The following is an 18,409-nucleotide window of genomic DNA, read 5'->3' on the forward strand; positions in this document are numbered from 1 at the left end:
CGCGACCCGGATCGTGATGCGCACGGTCTTCCCCACCAAACAACTGCGCGACCAGGCCGTGGAGGAGTACCACGCGATCGAGGGCGGCGAGCAGACGCTGAGCAACCTGGCGGCCTACGTCGCCGAGATCGCCCAGAAGAAGGAGGGCCGCTGATGGCCGGGAAGGTGTTCTTCAGCGTGTCGATGTCGCTGGACGGCTTCATCGCGCCCGAGTCAATGGAAGGCTTTCTCGCCACACCCGAGCAGCGGGAGCAGGACCCGAGGCTGGAGCGCTGGATGGCGCAGTGGATGGAACTGCAGGCGTGGATCTTCCCGCAGCGGTTCTTCCGGGAGAACCTCAACCTGGGCGAAGGCGGCGAGGAAGGGCGCGACAACGACATCGCCCGGGAGACGTTCGAGCGCACCGGCGCGAGCGTCATGGGCAAGCGCATGTTCGACCTCGGCGAGCAGGCATGGCCGGAGAAGGCGCCCTTCCACACCCCCGTGTTCGTCGTCACCCACCAGCAGCGCGACCCCTGGGAACGGCCGGGCGGGACCACGTTCCACTTCGTCAACGACGGCATCCACAGCGCGCTGGGCCAGGCCCGCGAGGTCGCCGGCGACCGGGACGTCCGCATCGCCGGCGGCAGCGAGACGATCCTGGAGCACCTGAACGCCGGCCTGGTCGACGAGTTCTCGATCGCGCTCTCACCGGTGCTTTTCGGCGCCGGCACCCGCCTGTTCGACGGCGTGGACGCGTCCAGGGTCGCGCTGGAGCCGGTCCGTTCGGAGCCGTCGTCGCGGGTGACGCACCTGACCTACGCCGTGCACCCACGATAGCCGCGCCACCACTCCACCCTAGCGACCCGAGCACCCACGGCGCACACGCTTGAATCAGCAGGCCACCACGGCCAACTGCGAATAGCCACTTATATGGCCGCTGCCGGGGAGAAACCATGGCCGCCAGCGGCGACGACTACTGGCCGCCTACGGGGCGATCAAATTTGCCATTGACAACACTGCCAGCGCGGAGCGGCGCCGTACGCGACGTCTAGGAACGGCTTCGGCCAGGTCGGGCTACGCTGCGGCCAAGTGGCCGTCTCGACCTGACGGTGCCGTGCGGCTGACTCGATGTCCATCCGGATCTCCCATCGCCGTCCCATTTGGGAACCCGCAAGGCAGACGAGACAGCACGGGGCGACGTCACATCCGGCGGCTATGTCTCGTCTACCGGGGATATCGATCGCCCATGCAGCCGGCCGCGCGATGCATGACGAGTCCGGCTCTCTCGCCGCGGACCTCCTGCAGCGAGCAGAAGGGAGGCTGCCACAGACATCTTCGTGGCCGGGCCAGCGACGGGGTCGGACGTTACCTGTCTCCCCAACTCGTCGACGCCGGCAATGACGTGATGGCGATGACCCGCCGCCGGACAGGGCTGCGGGTCTGCTGACAGGGCCGTGGCTCTGTGCGGCCTTGGCGCGGGGCCGGATGATGGCCGACGCCCTCGACCAGCCGAAACCGTGACCGCGGCGGCGCCACGGGCCGGCACCGCCCGCCGTCACGGTCGGAGCGATACCGAATAGGAGGAAACCATGCGACAACAACCGGCGTGGCGGCCCGCCGTCACCGGGATCGCCGCAGCCGCCGCCGGGCTGGGCACCGCGGAGCTGGCCGCCGCCCTGGCCAAACAGCCACCCCTGCTCGACGCGGTCGCCCGCCTCGTGGTCGACACCGGCCCACGACCGCTCGTGGACCTGACCGTCAAGCTCCTCGGCCGCGCCGACAAGCCCACCATCCGGGCCGGCGTCCTGACCGGCGTCGCCGCGCTCGGCGCGCTCGCCGGCCAAGCCGCGACCCGGTCTGCGCGAAGCGGGAACCTACTGGCCGGCACCGCCACCCTGGCCGGGGTAGCGGCCGCGCTGCGCCGCCCACCCCGCCGCCCCCGCCCGGGCGCTGCTCGCCGGAGCCGCCGGGACGCTCGCCGCGACAGCCACGATGCGCGCGCGCCGGCCCGGCATCCTCGCCACCGCCGCGATCGCCGGGCTGGCCGCCCTGGTCGGCGCCCGCGCGGTCAACCGCGCCGAGCACGCGGCACACGACCGCCAGCGCGACCGGCTGACCCTGCGCCCGCCGTCGCCCAAGGCACCCCCGGTCGACCAGGCCGAAACCTGGACCGGCGTCAGCCCGCTGATCACACCGACCGCCGACTTCTACGTCACCGACGTCAACATCGGCGCCCCCCTTGTCGACCCCACCGGGTGGCGGCTGCGGGTGCGCGGCCTGATCGAACGCCCGCTCGACCTGTCCCTGCCCGACCTGGCCGACCTCGGCCTGGTCGAGTTCGACGCGGTCATGGTCTGCATCCACAACCCCGTCGGCGGCGACCGGGTCGGCAACGCCCGCTGGCTGGGCGTACCGCTGGGCCGGTTGCTCGCCCTCACCCGCCCCTCCCGGCTGGCGACCACGCTCATCACCCGCGCCGTGGATGGCTTCACCATCTCCGTACCCCTGCACCCGCCAAGCGACGACACGCCGGCCAGCTACGTCGTCGTCGGCATGAACGGACGCCCGCTCACCCCCGCCCACGGGTTCCCCGCCCGGGTCTTCACCCCCGGCATCTACGGCCAGTACACCGGCGTCAAGTGGCTCACCGACCTCGTCGTCACGCCCGAACCGCAGCCGGACTACTGGACACCGAGAGGCTGGCCGCAGGCACCCGTCCCGATCCGACCCATGGCCCGCATCGACACCCCCACTGACGGCGACCGGAGTTCCAGTCCGGTAACCGTCGCCGGCGTCGCCTGGGCCCCCACCGCCGGAATCGAACGGGTTGAGGTGTCGCTCGACGGCCACCCGTGGCAGCCCGCCGACCTCGCCGCCGAGCTGGCGCCCAGCGCGTGGCGACGCTGGCGACTCATCGCCGACCTCGACCCCGGCACCCACCGCATCCAGGCCCGAGCCGTCTCCCGCACCGGTAACGTCCAAGACGCCACCCCCAACCCCCGTTCCCCACCGGAGCATCCGGCCTGCATACCACCGACGTGCACGTCGAGACCCAGACACACGACCAGCCGGGCACCACACCCGCCGGAATGGCGGGCCGGTAACGGCAAGCGGGATGCTCGCCGGACGGCGGATCCCATGCTGACCGTGTTGCCCCGGTGTGCCGGGTCGGGCCAACACGTAGTCGATGCGCCGGCCGATCTGCTGCCGTGCCTCCTTCGGGGCGAACGGGTTCTTGGAGCTGAGGGTGACGCCGTTGCGATCCCCACCGCCGGCGACCCAGGTATCCACCATGACGTCGGTCAGTGCCTTGATCAGCGGAGTCTCCGGGCGCTGCGTTGAGGTCGGCGGCCAACAGAACGGGCAGCGGGCCGTCGAGCGGGGGATCGGCCAGTAGGGCGGCCAGGGCGCGGGCGCACCTGACACTGGAGAACACCCTGACGCTGACCACCGACGCCGCTCGACCGGTCCGGAGTGCGCGCAGCCGCTCGAACGTCGCCCGAGCATCGCCCACCGCGGGCCTAAACCGGACCTTAACCCTCAAGGCAGCCGACAAGCGCATGCTGGTCACACCCCGCCTGCGGGCGACCACGTATGCGCTCGGCGGGGTTGCTCGGGCAAGAGCCAGCCGAGACAAGGCATCACCTCGGGATCGTTGGCAGCGGCTGGTCGAGGGGTGGTGACCTGCGTTCCTGGCTCGGGAGCGTGCTCGGATGTCACATCCGGCCGGGCTGTTCCGTTCTACCTGGGTGGCCGACGTGCGAGGGCGGCTCCGGCCGTCCCGGTTGAGCCGCCGTCTGGAGGTGTAAGCGGTGTGAAACCAGTCCTGGTAACCGGCGGCACCGGCACGCTCGGCCGGGTGGTGGTCGATCAACTCCTGACGGCTGGTCGGGCGGTGCGGGTGTTGAGCCGACGCCCCGTGCCGGACGGCGTGGACCCGCCGTGCACCTGGGTCACCGGCGACCTGCGCCGCGGCGCCGGACTCGACCCGGCCGTCGCGGACGTGGATACGATCATCCACTGCGCCACCGGCCTGCGCGGCGACGTCGGCGCCGCGCGAAACCTCATCGCCGCCGCCCGGCGGGCGGGACACGCCCATCTCATCTACATCTCCATCGTCGGGGTGGACCGGGTGCCATTCAGTTACTACCGCACCAAACTGGCCGTCGAGCACATGATCGAACGCTGCGGACTGCCTTGGACGATCCAACGCGCCACCCAGTTCCACGACCTGATCCTCACGGTGGCCGCCGCGCTGGCCCGGCTACCGGTCATGCCGGTGCCCGCGCACACCAGCTTCCAGCCGATCGACACCCGCGACGTCGCCGCCCGGCTGGTCGGATTCGCCACCGGCGTACCGGTCGGACGGGCCCCCGACCTGGGCGGACCGCAGCTCCGCAGCGCCGGTGACCTCGCCCGCGCCTACCTGCGGGCAACCGGGCGGCGCCGGCCGGTCCTGCCGGTACGCCTGCCCGGTGCGGTCTTCGGCGCCTACCGTCAGGGCGGCCACCTCACGCCCCACCACCGCGACGGCAAAGTGACCTTCGAGCAGTACCTGGCCGAACGGGTCGCGCCCGCCGCCGGATCCAGCTCCTCCCCGTCGACCGCCCACGGCGGCTCATGATGCGCCCGCACCGGTGGCTGCGCGCCGGCCTGCTGTTCTTCACCGCCGCCGAAACCCTCATCGGGGCCTGGGCGCAGCTGTGGCCGCGCTCGTTCTACGACAACTTCCCGCTGCCCGGACACCGATGGGTAGCGAACCTGCCGGCATACAACGAGCACGTGCTGCGCGACTTCGGCGGCCTCAACCTCGCCTTGGCCCTGCTCTTCGCCGTCGCCGCCGTCACCCTGCGGACCGTGCTGGTCCGGGCGGTCCTGGGCGCCTACCTCGTGTTCGCCGTACCGCACCTGATCTTCCACCTCAACCACCTGCACCCCTTCGGTACGGTCGACGCGACCGCCCAGGCCGTCGCCCTGACCGCCGTTGCCGTCCTGCCGGTGGCGTTGCTCGCCCTGACCCGCCAACCGGCCGGCCGATCCCGCAGCCCCGACGCGACCACAGCCCGGACCGTCCATCGAACCGGACCCTGAACCTGCGCACCGCCGGCGGACGAAACATGCCGCCGACTGTGACATCGATGTGACATCAAGGAGGGCTGTGTCGTCACTTTCCCAGAGACCCCCGCGGCTGGCTCCAGCTGCTGGCTGCGGACAGGGAAGAGACGAGATGGCCGTCGACAGCCGCGCGATCGCGAATCGGGTACGTACGTCGATCCGCGGCGTACCAGGACCGACCGGCAACATGATTCCCGAGGGGGCCGTACCTACTTTTGGAGGTGGTGAAATGGTCTCCGTGTCGACGAGACGGACCACGATGTGGATTATCGTCGCGGCGGTCGTGCTCGCGGCCGTGATCGTCGCCGTCTTGCTCCTGTCCGGCGGCGGTGGTGGTGGCGGCACCGGTGGCGGCGGCTACTGACGGGGACAGCCACGGGGTGGCATGTCCTGAAGGAGGCGGCTTAAGGTCGGTTTCGGTTGCTCTGGTCTATGACAGTCGGCCGGCACCGATGTCAACCCCGATCAAGAGGGGCGCCGTCCGACCTCCGACGACGACCGGCAGGGGCCTAGTTTCCGAACGAGTTCGTCGGCAGGTCGAACGTCGCCGTCTCCGCTGGGCGGGTGCCGCTGAGGATCCAGGAGGCCAGCGCCTGGCCGGTGGCCGGGGCCATCATGACGCCGGTGGTGAAGTGCCCGGCGCTCAGCCAGCCGTTGCTGGTGGCGGGGAGCCGGTCGATGACCGGGTGTCGGCCATCGATGGTGGGTCGAAAGCAGCACCAGCGGTGGGTGATCGGCGCCTGGCGGGTTGCTGGCAGCAGCCGGTGCAGACCTGCGGTCAGCGCCGCGGTTATTTCCGGGCGGGGGTCCGGGGAGGTGTCGGCGGCGTCGAAGGTGCCGCCGCACAGCACGCCGCCGCTGGGCAGCGGCGAGCCGCCACCCTGGTCGCTGCTGACCACGCTGCTCAGCCGCCACGGCCCGGGCGCGGTGGCGAGCATGTGCCCCTTGACCCAGCGCTGGCGCACGCCCTGCGACCAGGGTGGCGGGACCAGGCCGGTGGCCATCACCACCACGCCTGGCTGGAAGTCACCGATGCTGGTGCGCACCGCGGTAATCCGGCCGCCGCGAACCCGGATGCCGCCGGCCTCCACGCCGGTGGCCACCGTGCCGGCGTGACCGGCCAGGACGGCGGCCAGGCGCTGCGGGTTGACCGCTGCCTGGCCGCGTACCAGCAGCGCGGTATAGCCCTCGGGCGGCACCAACTCCGGCTCCAGTTCCCGCACCGTCGCATCGTCCAGCGGCACGAACTGCGGCCCCACCGGCAGCGCGGGCGGCCCGCCCGCGGCGGGGAACAACTGCAGCCATCGGGTGGTACGCACCCCGATCGCGCCATTCCACTGCGCGTCCCAAAGCCGGTGCAGGTCGAGACTGGCCCGGCCGAACGCGACGAACTCGGCCGGGTCGCTCAGCGCGTGCATGTCCGGTGCGATCGCGCCGCCGTTGCCGCCGGAAGCCGCCGACACCAACCGCTCGGCTCGCTCGACCACCACCACGCTGCCCACCCCGGCGAGCCGGCAGGCCACCGCCGTGGCCAGACCGATCACACCGCCGCCAACGACCAGCACATCCGGCCGGTGGCTGAGCCCATCCGGAACGCCAGGATGAAGCGCCGCATGCTCCGGGGCGCTCAGCCCCTCGCCCCACACCGCCGCCGCCACCACGACGTCATCCTCCGCCACGCTGTCGCGGACTCTCAATGCCCAGACAACCGGCGCGTCGGGCCGCCCGGCCCCAGACTGTCCCATCTTCGGTAATGCACCACGAGGCGCACGTGCGCCGTGAGGCAACGGAAACCGAAAGGGAGGTGCAAGACTTCTCATCCGCGTTGTCACAGCGACTGGATAGAGCTGGGCGCAGGCCGTGCGGGAAGACGACGGTCAGTCCCAGGCGGCAGACGGGCGTCACCCACTCGATGGCCGCGCATCCGTGACACGGGCAGTACCGGCCGCGGCGCCCTTGCGGATTGGTGCGCAGGGGTGTGCGCGCAACGACGGATTTGCTCGGGAACAGAGGGCGAGGAATGAGCGAATGGGACGCGGTTGCCTACAACCGCCTCGCCGAGCCGCAGTTCGCGTGGGGCACGCGGGTACTCGACCGGCTGGCGCTGCGCGGCGACGAGACGGTGATGGACGCCGGTTGCGGCACCGGGCGGCTCACCGAACTCCTGCTCGAGCGTCTGCCGCAGGGGCGGGTGCTCGCGGTCGACCACTCCCGCAACATGCTGGATGCGGCCAGAACACGTCTGGCTCGCTTTGGCGACCGTATTCGCTTCGTGCACGGCGACCTCGAATCTGTTGGCATGCATGCGGCCGTCGACGTCGTCTTCAGCACGGCGACCTTCCACTGGGTACTCGACCATGACCGGCTGCTGCGCAGCCTCCGTCGAGCGCTACGCCCCGGTGGGTGGCTGATCGCCCAATGTGGCGGCAGGCCGAACCTGGCAAGGCTGCGCGAGCGCGTCGCCACGCTCATGCGACAGGAACCCTTCGCCGCCTTCTTCTCGGGATGGCGGGAGCCGTGGGAGTTCCCGGACGACGCCACCGAGGCCCGGCGGCTCAGCCGGGCCGGCTTCGTCGACATTGAGACCAGCCTCGAACCCGGCCCGGCCGTACTACCGCATCGCGAGCGCTACATCGCGTTCCTACGAACCGTGGTCCTCTTCCCCCACCTCGACCAGATACCCAACGACCAGCTACAGGAGCGGTTCCTCGCGCCGTTGGTCGAGCAGGCGTCCCATGACGACCCACCGTTCACACTCGACTACTGGCGCCTGAATCTCCGCGGCCGACGTCCATCGATCGGACGTCTCAGCACGGTGGACGACGGCAGCCGCTAGCCGCGGCTCCTCCTACGACGGCTGAGGATCTCTGATCAGGGCGGGCCATTCTCATGTCGGTCGGGGTAGTCAGCGCCGCCACCAGGTCCCAGTACGCCAAGGCGGCGGCCCGCCAGCCGGTCACCTGCCGCCAACCAACCAAGATCTCGCCGGCAGCGGGCAGACCGAACCTGATCGCCGCGTCGCAGCGCAGCGTCCCTAGATCGACGCCTGGGCGTCCCGCGCCAGCCGCATCCCAGTCGACCATGCCCCACAAAGTTGTCGCCGGTCTACATGGTGTTGCCCTGCCACAGGTCGCCGTGGACGAACACGGTCCCACCCCGCGGCATCGACACCTGGCTGACGCGTTCCTCTGCGGCCTCCAGCAACGGCGGCGACCCGGTCGCCCGCCGCTTCGCCGCGAAGTCCACGTCAGCGAGGGGTCGCACCTGCAGCGGCAGTCGCGACGCGACGCGATCGCCACGCCGTGGAGGGTGGCCGCAGCGGCACCCAACGCCGGCAGGCGCGCCGTCGAGGCGACGGCGGGGATCTTGCTACTGCCGGACAGGACCGTGATCAACAGGGCCACCTGCCCCGTTTTGTTCCCTCAAGGTCGACGGCGAGCAGCCGAGGCGCCGCCGGCCGGTGGTGTTCAGCCAACTCCAGCGCCGCGGTGCAGCCGGCGAGGAACACCCTTGCCCCTTCGGCGACGGATGCCCCGGGCAACCGCGCCGCGGATTGCGCCTGCAGCTCCGTAGATCACCGCATTCTTGTTCTCACGCGGCACCTTTGTCTCCTGTTCGTCCGACTCTTTGCGAATTCGGTCTCAACGTGGGACCCCCGAGGGGGTGCGATCGAGCCATTGGAGCACGATCGGTGGCCAGCCAGCCGGTCAAATGAGAATCACGGTCCCGTCCTCGGCCAGCGGCAGATCGAGGTCCGCGCGATGATCTAGAACGTCCGGCGAGGCGTGTGTGAGCAACAGCCGGTGGCAACGCAGTCGGCCCAGGTTCGCCCGTAGGCTGGCGACGTCGAGATGGTAGGGGACGCGCCGAGTCAACGTGTAGGCCTCACAGATGAACAGATCGGCGTCCCGGGCGACATCGACCAGCGCGTCGGTCCATGCGGTGTCCCCGCTGTAGCCGACGACCCGATCGGCGAACGCGACGCGCAGGGCAAGGGCGGGCGCCCCGGCCGCGTGCTCGGCCCGATAGGCATCGACGGTGACGCCACCGACGTGCACCGAACCTCCGGCGGCCACCTCGTTGACCCGGACCTCGAAGCGTCGACCTACCGTGGTCGAGCCGGGAAAGAGGATCTCCATGAGCTCCGGCAGCCGCGCCCGTGTACCCGGCGGGCCGATGACCTGCAGACGCCCGGTCCGATGCTGGAACTGGCCGTCGAGCACCAGGTACGGCAGGCCGGCGACGTGGTCGCCGTGTAGGTGCGACACGACCACCGTCGCGATGTCGTTGGGCTCGAGCCCGAGACGCTTGAGCGACGACAGGGCGCTCGCGCCGCAGTCCAGCAGCACCGCCGGCCCGCCGGTGAGTGGCTGCAGGTGAATACACGCCTGCTGGCGACCCGCGCTGCCGAATGCGTCACCCGATCCCGCCACCGTGACACGCACCCGCGTCTCGGAGGAGGCGCGGGGCTGGTCGTGCCGGTGGCCCTGCACCCGTTGAGGCTAGCCGGCACGCGAGCCGACGCGACGCCGGGCACTCGGCGTAGCCCTTGCCGAGCGGGTGTTGTGTCCACCGATCGGGAGTGGAAGCTGACCACCCGGCGACGAATCCTCGCCACCGTCGTTGCAGGGTCTCGGCTGCGCTCGTACACGGGTATGCAGGGCCACATTCGGCCGTTGCTGATACGACAATCCGGCGGTTGCCCACCCGGGGGCGCCGGGCAGGGCCGGCCCGTTTCGGTAAGGATGGTGGGCATGGACGGCGGCTGGCAGAACACCTTCGACGTTTTCGAGGACACGGCGGCGGCGTTCGCTCGCCTGGTGTCCGAGGTGCCGGCCGCGGCTTGGACCATGCCCGCGTTGGGGGTGTGGTCGGTGCGTGACCTGGTCGGTCACACCAGTCGGGCGTTCAGCACGGTCGAAAGCTACCTCGCCGCGCCGGCGACCTCGGTCGACCTCGGCAGCGGCGTGGACTACCTGCTGGCCGCGCTGGCCAGCCATCCCCAGGCGATCGCCGACCGGGGCCGGCAAGCCGGCCAGGCCCTCGGCGACGACCCGCCCGCCGCGGTCGCCGACCTGGTCGGCCGGACCCTTGCCACCGTCCGCGCCGCCGACCCGGACGCTGCCGTGGCCACGCCGTTCGGCGGCATCCGGGTACGCGACTACCTGCCGACTCGAACGTTCGAGCTGGCCGTCTACGGTCTTGACCTCGCCGCCGCCCTCGGACTGCCGCCCACCTGCCCGCCCGCCGCCGCGCAGGCCAGCCTCGCCCTCGCCGGCGCGCTGGCCACCCGTACCGGCAGGGCCACCGAACTGCTGCTGGCGGCCACCGGGCGTCGAGCGCTGCCAGCCGGATTTAACCTTCTCGACGTACCCGGGCCCGCCGCCGGAGGTTGACCTCGCCGGGCTGGCCGACGGCCGGTCAGTGCGCGCCCGGGGCAGGCCGGCCGATGCCGCGCGTACCCGGCGCGCGTGACAGCGAGCTGGGCGCGTCCAGGCCGGCGTTCTCGTCGACACCGACGCCGAGCCGCTCGACCAGTTCACCGCCGAGCCAGCCGGTCACCCCGGCCAGGACCACACCGGCGAAGCTACACACCAACGCCACTGGACTGGGGTTCCAGTCGCCGGCGTTGACCCGCAGCAGCCAGCTGACCGCGAACAACACCACCACCAGAACGTTGCCCAGCCCGTGCAGGCTGCCGATCCGCTTGGCCCGGGTACCGGCCGGGATGGCCAGCCAGTCGACCAGCCCGAACACCGCCGCCACGAGCCCGCCGATGACCCCCGCGGCGATGGTGTACGCCGCCGCGATGGTGAACCCGGACCGGTCGGTGACCAGATAGAGAATGTCGAAGATCACCGCCGTGGTGAGCAGTCCCAGCGGGTACACGATCAGGATCGGGTGGATCGCGTGTCCGAACGCCTTTGCCCGACTCTGCATCCCAACCACCTCCGATGTCGGCCCGCCACCCCGGGCATCCAGTTCTCTACCCAGCCACGCCCTACCTCACCCGCGCACCGTGATCGGCGCGGCCGCGGATCGCCCGTGCTACGCCCACTCGCTGTGGCGACCGGCGCCGATGCGGTCGCCGCTCGGCGCCGGCGTAGCGACATCGACATGCTCTGCTGCCGTCGCTGCCTCCCGGTCGCACCGAGAAGACGAGACAGACCATCCCGATGTCACACTCCGATTGGACGTACCAGGACCCATTGCCGCCGCGGCGGGCCACGTTATACCCGCCACCGCCACCGCGTTCGTCGCCGCGACCTGTCGCCCCGGCTGTGCGCTCGGCACGGCACGCGCGCCGAGGTTCAGCGCGATCGGGAACCCCGGAGCAGCCCGTCGAAACCCCAGGCGAGCGGCGAGGCCAGCGAGGATGAGCACCCGCTGCCGATGCGTCGCCGCCGGTCCGTGGCGCCGCCGATGAGTTGATTTGCGGAGGAACGGTGAGCGAGGCGGAAGGATATCCGGCACCGAGGACAGCCCGGTCGTAGCGGGCGACCACCGCCGCAAGGGTGCGCCCTGCCCGCAACCGGCCGCGCAACGGATCGGACCGGCCAGCCCGTGGGGCCGGCCGCCGGCCGCGGACGGCCGGTGACGACAACGATCAGGCGTCGTGGCGACCGGTCATGGCTCGGTGGTGAGGAAGGCCAGCAGCTCGGCCACGGTCTCGTCGGGCCGCTCCTCGGCGAGGAAGTGGCCGCAGTCCAACGCCCGGCCGCGCACATCGTCGGCCTGCTCGCGCCAGATCGACAGCACATCGTAGGAGGATCCGATCCCGTGCGCGCTCCACAGCACGAGAACCGGGCACCCGATCCGGCGACCGGCGTCGGCCGTGTCGTGGACCAGGTCAATGCTCGCGCCGGCCCGGTAGTCCTCGCAACCGGCGTGGATCGTGGCCGGATCGAAGCAGCGCCGATACTCCGCGACGGCGGCGTCGGCCAGGGCGGCGGGCGTCCTGCACCACTCGTTGAGGGTGTAGTCAAGGTAGAAGTCCGGGGCGGCGCCGATCAGCCGTTCCGGCAGGTCCGGGGGCTGGACCAGGAAGAAGTAGCGCCACACGGTGGTGGCGCGCCGCTGGTCGAGCGTGCCGTAGATGGCGCGGGTCGGGATGATGTCGAGTACGCCGAGGCGAGAGACCGCGTCCGGGTGGTCGAGGGCCAGCCGCCGGGCCACCCGCCCACCCCGGTCGTGGCCGACCACGGCGAACCGCTCGAACCCCAGCGCCCGCATCAGCTCGACCTGGTCGCCGGCCATCACCCGCTTGGAGTACGGCTCGTGGCTGCCCTCCGATGGTGGTTTGGTGCTGTCGCCGTAGCCGCGCAGGTCCGGACACACGACCGTGCACCGCTCGGCGAGCATGGGGGCGACCCGGTGCCACATCACGTGCGTCTGCGGGTACCTGTGCAGCAGCAGCACCGGCGGACCGTCACCGCCGTACACGGCGTTGACGGTGATCCCGTGCACCCCCAGTCGACGGTGCGAGAAGCCGGGAAACAGGGACTTCGGCATCGAATCGCAGTTCATCCCGCATGCCTCCACTACGTCGTGGCGCAGTCTGCGGCCGCCGTCGTTCGCCGCCGCTTCGCCAACTAAATTTCGGTCGACGGTTCATCCCCGCCACCGTGGACATCCTCGAGCAGCGTCGAGATGACCCGGCTCGTGCACCGGCCCAGACCCCGTCGGCCACGCCGAACGCGGAGTCGAAGAGATCCACCGCGGCGTCCACGACAGCCTGTGAAGCGCACCCCTACCGCGCGAAGTCGAATTCTGCCGCCCCCTTTCGGCGTGCCGGGAAGCAGACGAGACAGCCGACGCCGATGTCACCCCGGCCTCTTCCATCATTCATACCGGTCTGTCAGAAAGGGGATCACCAACCAGCCGGGCACAGATACCGGCAATCACCCACGGATAAGGCCCGGTCGAGTCCCCGCGACCATCGAAGATCACAAAGTCGGGACCAAGGCAACACGTGGATCAGTCCTCGCTGTCCAACCGGCTGACGGCGCCGCGCAGGAAAGCATCGCGACGCTGGTTCAGGATCCGTCGGCTGAGACCGGAGCGAGACTGGCCGGCGATGAATTCGGCGAACCAGCGCCGGGGATGGCCTCACCGCTGGCCAGGATCGACATCCACCAAGCCTGGCCCCACGCCGCTCAGGCCGTACGCCGGTCTCACCGATCCGAGACGACACACGCCGCGGACGTGACGTTCGGCGGGCTTGTCTCGTCTCCCTGGCAGCTGGTTGCTGCTCCGGCAATGAACCGGTCAAAGACGGCCGATGACGGGAGGAGAGCACGGTGACGAAGACCAACAGTGCGTTCCAGGAGCGGTTTACCGCGGAGAACACGGTCTTCCTGTTCATCGACCACCAGGAAGGGATCTTGCGGACGGTCGCGGATCAGCCGAAAGATCAACTCCGGCGGAGCCTGGTCAGCGTGGCCAGGGCAGCTCGAGTCCTGGATGTACCGATCGTTCTCAGCTCAGTGACCCCGGCGATGATCGGGCCCACGCTGCCAGATCTCGCCGATGCGTTGCGCGGTGTGCCGAATATCGAGCGAACGGTGATCAGCGCCTGGGACGATGAGCGGGTCCGCGAGGCGGTCAAGGCCACCGGCCGCACGAAGCTGGTGTTCGGCGCGATCGGCACCAACGTCTGTCTGGTCCAGGCGACGATCGGCGCCGCCGCAGATGGGTACGAGGCGTGGGCGGCGATCGACCTGTCGGGCACGTCCAACGAACTGCTCCGACAGGCGTCCATCGAGCAGATGATCCAGGCGGGCGTCGGTATTACCAACGCCGCCGGGGTCATCTTCCAGATCTTGCGCGATAACGCGAGTCCGGCCGCTGAGGACGTGTACGAGGCGATGGAGCCGCTGCTCGCCCCGGTTGGGTGAGCGTCCGGTGCGGACGGGGCTGCTGTTGTGACGTGGGTCAAATGGGCTGCGACCACGCCCTGTTTGCCGCGGTGTGGCGGGACATCCTCGACGCAGCGCGCACCCGGGGCTGCGTTCGGGGTGCTGGCCACGATCCAGGTCATCCTGTTCGTCGCCCTCACCGTGATCGTGGTGTCGTTGCCTGACATTCAAGACGATCTCGGTCTGGGTCGGTCGGACGTGGCCCTGGTCAGCTCGGCGTTCGGGTTGTCCTTCAGCGGTCTGCTCATCCTCGGCGGTCGGTTGGCGGACCTGTTCGGTCGGCGTCGGCTGCTGATGTTGGGCCTGACCGTCTCTGCCGTCGCGTCCGTGGCGGGTGGCGTCGCTCCAGGGCTGGCTGTCCTGCTGCTCGCCCGTTTCGTGCAGGGCATCGGAGCCGCCCTGGCCGCTCCCACGGCGCTTGCGCTGGTGCATGGCGACGTGTTCGCCGATGCCGGCCGGCAGGGCCGGGCCGTGGCGGCGTGGGGTGTCCTGGCGCCGATCGGCGCGACCACCGGCTTGTTGGTATCCGGCCTGGTCGTCACCTGGTCGTCCTGGCGGTGGACGTTCGCCATCCCGACGGTCGGCGCCGGTGTTGCCGGGTTGCTGGTGCCTCGACTGGTACCGGCTGGGCCAGCGCCCACCCGCACGCGGCTCGATGTTCCCGGCGCGCTGCTCGTCACGGCCGGATTGTCCGCGCTCAGCTTCGCGTTGGTCTCCAGTGAGGATCACCCTGGCTGTCGCCGATCGTGCTGGTTCCGCTCGCCGGCAGCGTTCCGCTGGTGATGGGCTTCGCGGCGGTCGAGGCCACCGCACGCAATCCGCTGCTCCCACCGCCCTTCCTCGCCTCCGGTCGGCGCGGCGCAGCGCTGCTCGCCGTGTTGCTTGCCAGCGCGGGCGGCGCGGCCATCAACTTTTTCCTCGCGCTGTACCTGCAGCAGGTTCGCGGCTTCTCGCCGCTGGCCGCCAGCGGTGCGTTCGTGCCGTTCGCGGTGGCCCTCGCGGCCACCGTGCTTGTCGCGGGTCGGGTAGTGGGCGGTTCGGCACGCGGCTGGTGACCGTCATCGGGCTTGTTGTCGCGGCCGCCGGGCTCCTGCAGCTGAGCCGCATCGGCGTTCACACCGAGTATGGTGGGCTGCTGCTCGGTGGTCTCATCGTCTTCCCGGTGGGCCAGGGTCTGGCCCTGGCCGGTTCGACCCTCGCCGCGCTGGACGGCGTCTCCGACACCGACTCTGGTCTGGCAAGCGGTGTGGTCAGCAGCGCCGCGCAGACCGGACCAGCCGTCGTTTTGGCGCTCCTGATAGCGATCGCCGGCGCGCGCACCGCGCAGATGCGCAACAGCGGAGCCAGCCCCGCAGCAGCAACGACAGGCGGATACGCGCTCGCCTTCGGGGTCACCGCCGCCGTTTTCGCCGCCGCAGCGGCTCTCGCCGTCGTCGCGTTGCGGACGCGAGGCCGAAAACCGAGCCCAGGACAGGCAGAGAGTTGACGAGCACCATGCCAGATCCGTTCACCGACCGGCCGATTCGAATCGCTGAACGGTCCGGCGACGTCGCGAAGCGCCGTGCCGTACGGGCGATCACATCGGATCAAGCCCCTCCGGCGCGCCGGTCTCGGCCGGACGCCACCCCGGCCGGGCCGCCGTCCACCGCATACAGTCAAGCGAGAGCCAAAGCGAGAGAGGAGTCGAGCATGACCGGCGCCGCATTGTCCGACGAGGTGTTGGTGCGATCGCTGCCCGGCGGCTTCGAAAACGCCTTCGCCGAGGTTAACGGAGCACGTCTGCACTACGTGGTGGGCGGCGCAGGCAGGCCGCTGGTGTTGCTGGCGGGCTGGCCACGAACGTGGTGGGAATTCCACAAGATCATGCCGTCCCTGGTCGCCGTCCACCGTGTGATCGCCGTGGACATCCGTGGCATGGGGACATCCGACAAGCCGGAGGACGGGTACGACAAGAAGACGATGGCCACCGACATCCACGAGCTGGCGCGCCACCTCGGACACGACACCATCGACATCGTCGGCCACGACATCGGGGCAATGGTCTCCTACAGCCTCGCCGCCAACTACCCCGACAGCGTCGGCAAGGTGGTGCTGCTCGACGTTCCTCATCCGCACGAAGGCCTCGCCCAGATTCCCCTGCTGCCACAGCCCGGCCAGCAGATCGACCCAGGCAGCACGCCGCCCGAAGCTCCCTACCTGTGGTGGTTCGCGTTCAACCAGGTACGCAGCCTCCCGGAACAGTTACTGGCCGGCCGAACAAGACTCCTCATCGACTGGCTGCTCGACTACCTGGCCGTACAACCGAATGCGATCAGCGAGCACGACCGGTCGGTCTACCCCGCGGACACCTCAACCCCGCCTAAATTCGAAGAGCCGTTGGCTTCACCTGATCGGTGACACTGGCCTCCCTGGTTGACACAGTCCATGTCACGCACCGTGATGCCACGAAGGAGTTGTCGTGCCAAGCCTGAGCGAGAGGTACCCGCGATGCTTGGCATCCCCGCCTGTGCACGTGCGGGCACGGCGCTTGCCGGACGGACCACAACTTGCCGCTGTCTGCGGTTGGTCAGCCCTATCGCGTTCGGGCGTGGCTGGTCGCCCACTCGAGCGCGTAGTCGGCCACCTGCTCCCAGCCAGGCTCGACACCGGTGAAGTGTGAGCGGTCCGGAAACTCGTAGGTCTCAGTCGTCGCCTCGGAGTTGCGATATTTCTTCGCGTTCGAGCGGATCACCGAGGGCGGCATCAGGTGGTCTTTGCCGCCCATGATGAACAACAGCGGCGCACGGTCGTCCAGGTCGTAGTCGACCCAGGTCTCCTGGTGGCCCGGCTTCCAGTTGGCTATCAGGCCATAGGCCCACACCCAGTTGCCGGGCGCCGGGATGTGGAGGCGGTCGTACGCCGCGTCGGATTCCTCCCGGCTGACCGTGTTGGCGAACGCATAGTGGAACTGCTCCTTGGTGAAGCCCACCGCGCGGTGCCGGTTGGCCGGGTTCTTGAGGACGGGGAACAGGGACTTGATCTGGGACGGCGGGTTCACCCGCACGCCCTCGGGTGGCGCCGAGTCGATCGTCACCGCGGCGGCGCCCAACCCGCGGTTGACCAAGAGTTGGGTGAAGGTCCCGCCGAAGGAGTGGCCCATGATGATCGGCGGACGGTCCAGGCTCTCGACCACCTCGCTGAGATGGTCGAGCGTTGCGGGGACGGAGGCCTCGGCGATGATCTCGGGCTTTTCACGCAGCGCCTCCACCTCGATCTCGAATCCCGGGTACGTCGGCACGATGACCTCATGGCCCTTCGCCCGGTAGTACTCCACCCAGCGGTCCCAGCTTCGGGCGGTCATCCAAAGCCCGTGGATCAGCACGATCGGCAAGGCATTGGTCGTCGGCTCGCTCATGATGCTCCTTCCGATGAGGGCTGCAGCAATCGTCGGAACCCTCGGACAGCGGTAACCTCACCCCGCAGGGATGAAGTCGCGGGCCGCCGGCGCACGCTGTGCACCGCCTCCGGGTCGCCGGTCGCTTCCGTGACTTCCTAACCGTCCCGCACATCTGCCATCAGCGGAAGCGACGTGTACGCCCGGACGCGTCGTCAGTTCGGCGCATCTGGTCACGGATGGTTACGCGCTGGCCCGGCCGGCTGCTGATCGTGTCACCCATCAGGTGAAGCCGCCGTGTCACCCATCAGCCGGAGTCGGACATCCGGCAGCGTCACACCGGCAGCGTGACATCCGGCAGCGTGGCCTGCCTAGATTCATCGGGTGACTTATCCGAGGCGTCGCAGATTGAGCATCATGGCGTCGTAGAGCGGTGCCTCGGGCCACGGCCTGATGGATCCCACTCGCGCGTAGCCCCACCGCTCGTATGCCGTGCGGGCGGGCATCGCTTCTGGCCTGACCAGGAGCGTGGCGCGCTCCTCTTTGGCGTCGACCAGGAGGGCATCATGCATCGCCTTGGCTATTCCACGTCGGCGATACTCTGCCGCTACGGCAAGCTCGATGATGGCGAAGGTGCGACCCGCGTGCTCTCTTACGATCGAATCGGGCAGCGGTGTTGTTGCGCCTTGCCACCACTTCGTGTCTGCCGTGAGTTGATGTCCGAAGGCGAAGCCAACCGGCTTGCCGTCCGTGGTCGCCACAACCAATCGAAACGCTGGCTGTGCCGCTCTGCGTGGCATTCCCTCGACTAACTCCGCGACATCCTCAGCGCCCTCGCAGTACGGCGGCTCCCGATACACGACCTCATAGAGCCGGGCGATAACAGGAATGACGCTGCTCACGGAATTCGCGTCCTAGCGCCGAACATCGACAACCGAAGTGCCACTGGGGCATTCATGCCGCCGGCAGCAGCTGGTTTGACCAAGTGGTGAAGGATGCCGCCGGAGCATAAGTCCGGTAC

General features: G+C 69.7%; 19 protein-coding genes. 12 read left to right on the forward strand and 7 right to left on the reverse strand.

The genetic code is table 11. From position 1 onward, the window contains the following. The first annotated feature begins 153 nt into the window (after positions 1–153). The 5 genes from VGR06_RS06715 to VGR06_RS06735 all read left to right on the forward strand — a co-directional run bounded on the left by VGR06_RS06715 (position 154) and on the right by VGR06_RS06735 (position 5,461). On the forward strand, positions 154–819 hold the full coding sequence (locus tag VGR06_RS06715; protein ID WP_327558087.1) for a dihydrofolate reductase family protein: 666 nt from the start codon (positions 154–156) through the stop codon (positions 817–819). Between the two features lie 1,155 nt (positions 820–1,974). Continuing rightward, on the forward strand, positions 1,975–3,324 hold the full coding sequence (locus VGR06_RS06720) for a molybdopterin-dependent oxidoreductase (RefSeq protein WP_327558088.1): 1,350 nt from the start codon (positions 1,975–1,977) through the stop codon (positions 3,322–3,324). 472 nt (positions 3,325–3,796) lie between these two features. Beyond that, positions 3,797–4,606 carry an SDR family oxidoreductase gene (locus VGR06_RS06725; RefSeq protein WP_327558089.1) on the forward strand — a complete coding sequence of 270 codons (810 nt, stop codon included), beginning with the start codon at positions 3,797–3,799 and terminating at the stop codon, positions 4,604–4,606. After that, positions 4,603–5,073 (forward strand): hypothetical protein, encoded by a 471-nt coding sequence (locus VGR06_RS06730; protein WP_327558090.1) that lies wholly within the window; start codon positions 4,603–4,605, stop codon positions 5,071–5,073. The genes VGR06_RS06725 and VGR06_RS06730 overlap by 4 nt, the downstream gene beginning before the upstream one ends. A gap of 136 nt (positions 5,074–5,209) precedes the next feature. Further along, entirely contained in the window at positions 5,210–5,461 is a 252-nt protein-coding gene (locus tag VGR06_RS06735; RefSeq protein ID WP_327558091.1) for a hypothetical protein, read from the forward strand. Between the two features lie 145 nt (positions 5,462–5,606). On the opposite strand, the gene VGR06_RS06740 is transcribed toward VGR06_RS06735, so the two are convergent. Next, positions 5,607–6,776: an FAD-binding oxidoreductase gene (locus VGR06_RS06740; protein ID WP_327558092.1), complete on the reverse strand. Its 1,170-nt coding sequence runs from the start codon at positions 6,774–6,776 to the stop codon at positions 5,607–5,609. A 341-nt stretch (positions 6,777–7,117) separates the two neighbouring features. On the opposite strand from VGR06_RS06740, the gene VGR06_RS06745 reads away from it, so the two are divergent. Continuing rightward, positions 7,118–7,933, forward strand: a complete 816-nt coding sequence (locus VGR06_RS06745; protein ID WP_327558093.1) for a class I SAM-dependent methyltransferase — start codon at positions 7,118–7,120, stop codon at positions 7,931–7,933. Between the two features lie 269 nt (positions 7,934–8,202). On the opposite strand, the gene VGR06_RS06750 is transcribed toward VGR06_RS06745, so the two are convergent. Both VGR06_RS06750 and VGR06_RS06755 read right to left on the reverse strand, forming a co-directional pair. Then, a complete protein-coding gene (locus VGR06_RS06750) occupies positions 8,203–8,361 on the reverse strand; it encodes a hypothetical protein (RefSeq protein ID WP_327558094.1) in 159 nt (52 codons plus the stop codon). A gap of 443 nt (positions 8,362–8,804) precedes the next feature. After that, complete coding sequence (locus VGR06_RS06755; protein WP_327558095.1) at positions 8,805–9,590, reverse strand: MBL fold metallo-hydrolase; 786 nt, start codon at positions 9,588–9,590, stop codon at positions 8,805–8,807. A gap of 261 nt (positions 9,591–9,851) precedes the next feature. Between VGR06_RS06755 and VGR06_RS06760 the strand changes: the two genes are divergently transcribed. Continuing rightward, positions 9,852–10,493: a maleylpyruvate isomerase N-terminal domain-containing protein gene (locus VGR06_RS06760; RefSeq protein ID WP_327558096.1), complete on the forward strand. Its 642-nt coding sequence runs from the start codon at positions 9,852–9,854 to the stop codon at positions 10,491–10,493. Between the two features lie 25 nt (positions 10,494–10,518). On the opposite strand, the gene VGR06_RS06765 is transcribed toward VGR06_RS06760, so the two are convergent. Together VGR06_RS06765 and VGR06_RS06770 are read right to left on the reverse strand one after the other, a co-directional pair. After that, positions 10,519–11,037 (reverse strand): DUF2231 domain-containing protein, encoded by a 519-nt coding sequence (locus VGR06_RS06765; RefSeq protein ID WP_327558097.1) that lies wholly within the window; start codon positions 11,035–11,037, stop codon positions 10,519–10,521. Positions 11,038–11,724: 687 nt separating this feature from the next. Then, positions 11,725–12,624: an alpha/beta hydrolase gene (locus VGR06_RS06770; protein ID WP_327558098.1), complete on the reverse strand. Its 900-nt coding sequence runs from the start codon at positions 12,622–12,624 to the stop codon at positions 11,725–11,727. Positions 12,625–13,397: 773 nt separating this feature from the next. On the opposite strand from VGR06_RS06770, the gene VGR06_RS06775 reads away from it, so the two are divergent. The 5 genes from VGR06_RS06775 to VGR06_RS06795 all read left to right on the forward strand — a co-directional run bounded on the left by VGR06_RS06775 (position 13,398) and on the right by VGR06_RS06795 (position 16,412). Continuing rightward, on the forward strand, positions 13,398–13,994 hold the full coding sequence (locus tag VGR06_RS06775) for an isochorismatase family protein (RefSeq protein WP_327558099.1): 597 nt from the start codon (positions 13,398–13,400) through the stop codon (positions 13,992–13,994). A gap of 120 nt (positions 13,995–14,114) precedes the next feature. After that, positions 14,115–14,798 (forward strand): MFS transporter, encoded by a 684-nt coding sequence (locus VGR06_RS06780; RefSeq protein ID WP_327558100.1) that lies wholly within the window; start codon positions 14,115–14,117, stop codon positions 14,796–14,798. Beyond that, positions 14,762–15,070, forward strand: a complete 309-nt coding sequence (locus VGR06_RS06785) for a hypothetical protein (protein ID WP_327558101.1) — start codon at positions 14,762–14,764, stop codon at positions 15,068–15,070. The genes VGR06_RS06780 and VGR06_RS06785 overlap by 37 nt, the downstream gene beginning before the upstream one ends. Next, positions 15,067–15,501 (forward strand): hypothetical protein, encoded by a 435-nt coding sequence (locus tag VGR06_RS06790; RefSeq protein ID WP_327558102.1) that lies wholly within the window; start codon positions 15,067–15,069, stop codon positions 15,499–15,501. The genes VGR06_RS06785 and VGR06_RS06790 overlap by 4 nt, the downstream gene beginning before the upstream one ends. A gap of 203 nt (positions 15,502–15,704) precedes the next feature. Continuing rightward, positions 15,705–16,412, forward strand: coding sequence for an alpha/beta hydrolase (locus tag VGR06_RS06795; protein WP_327558103.1), 708 nt, complete (start codon positions 15,705–15,707; stop codon positions 16,410–16,412). A gap of 175 nt (positions 16,413–16,587) precedes the next feature. Here VGR06_RS06795 and VGR06_RS06800 read toward each other — a convergent pair whose 3' ends face one another. Further along, positions 16,588–17,409, reverse strand: a complete 822-nt coding sequence (locus VGR06_RS06800) for an alpha/beta hydrolase (protein WP_327558104.1) — start codon at positions 17,407–17,409, stop codon at positions 16,588–16,590. 368 nt (positions 17,410–17,777) lie between these two features. Then, positions 17,778–18,290 carry a GNAT family N-acetyltransferase gene (locus VGR06_RS06805; RefSeq protein ID WP_327558105.1) on the reverse strand — a complete coding sequence of 171 codons (513 nt, stop codon included), beginning with the start codon at positions 18,288–18,290 and terminating at the stop codon, positions 17,778–17,780. Positions 18,291–18,409 lie beyond the last annotated feature (119 nt).

The organism is Actinophytocola sp. (assembly GCF_036002505.1).
Taxonomy (GTDB): domain Bacteria; phylum Actinomycetota; class Actinomycetes; order Mycobacteriales; family Pseudonocardiaceae; genus DASYTH01.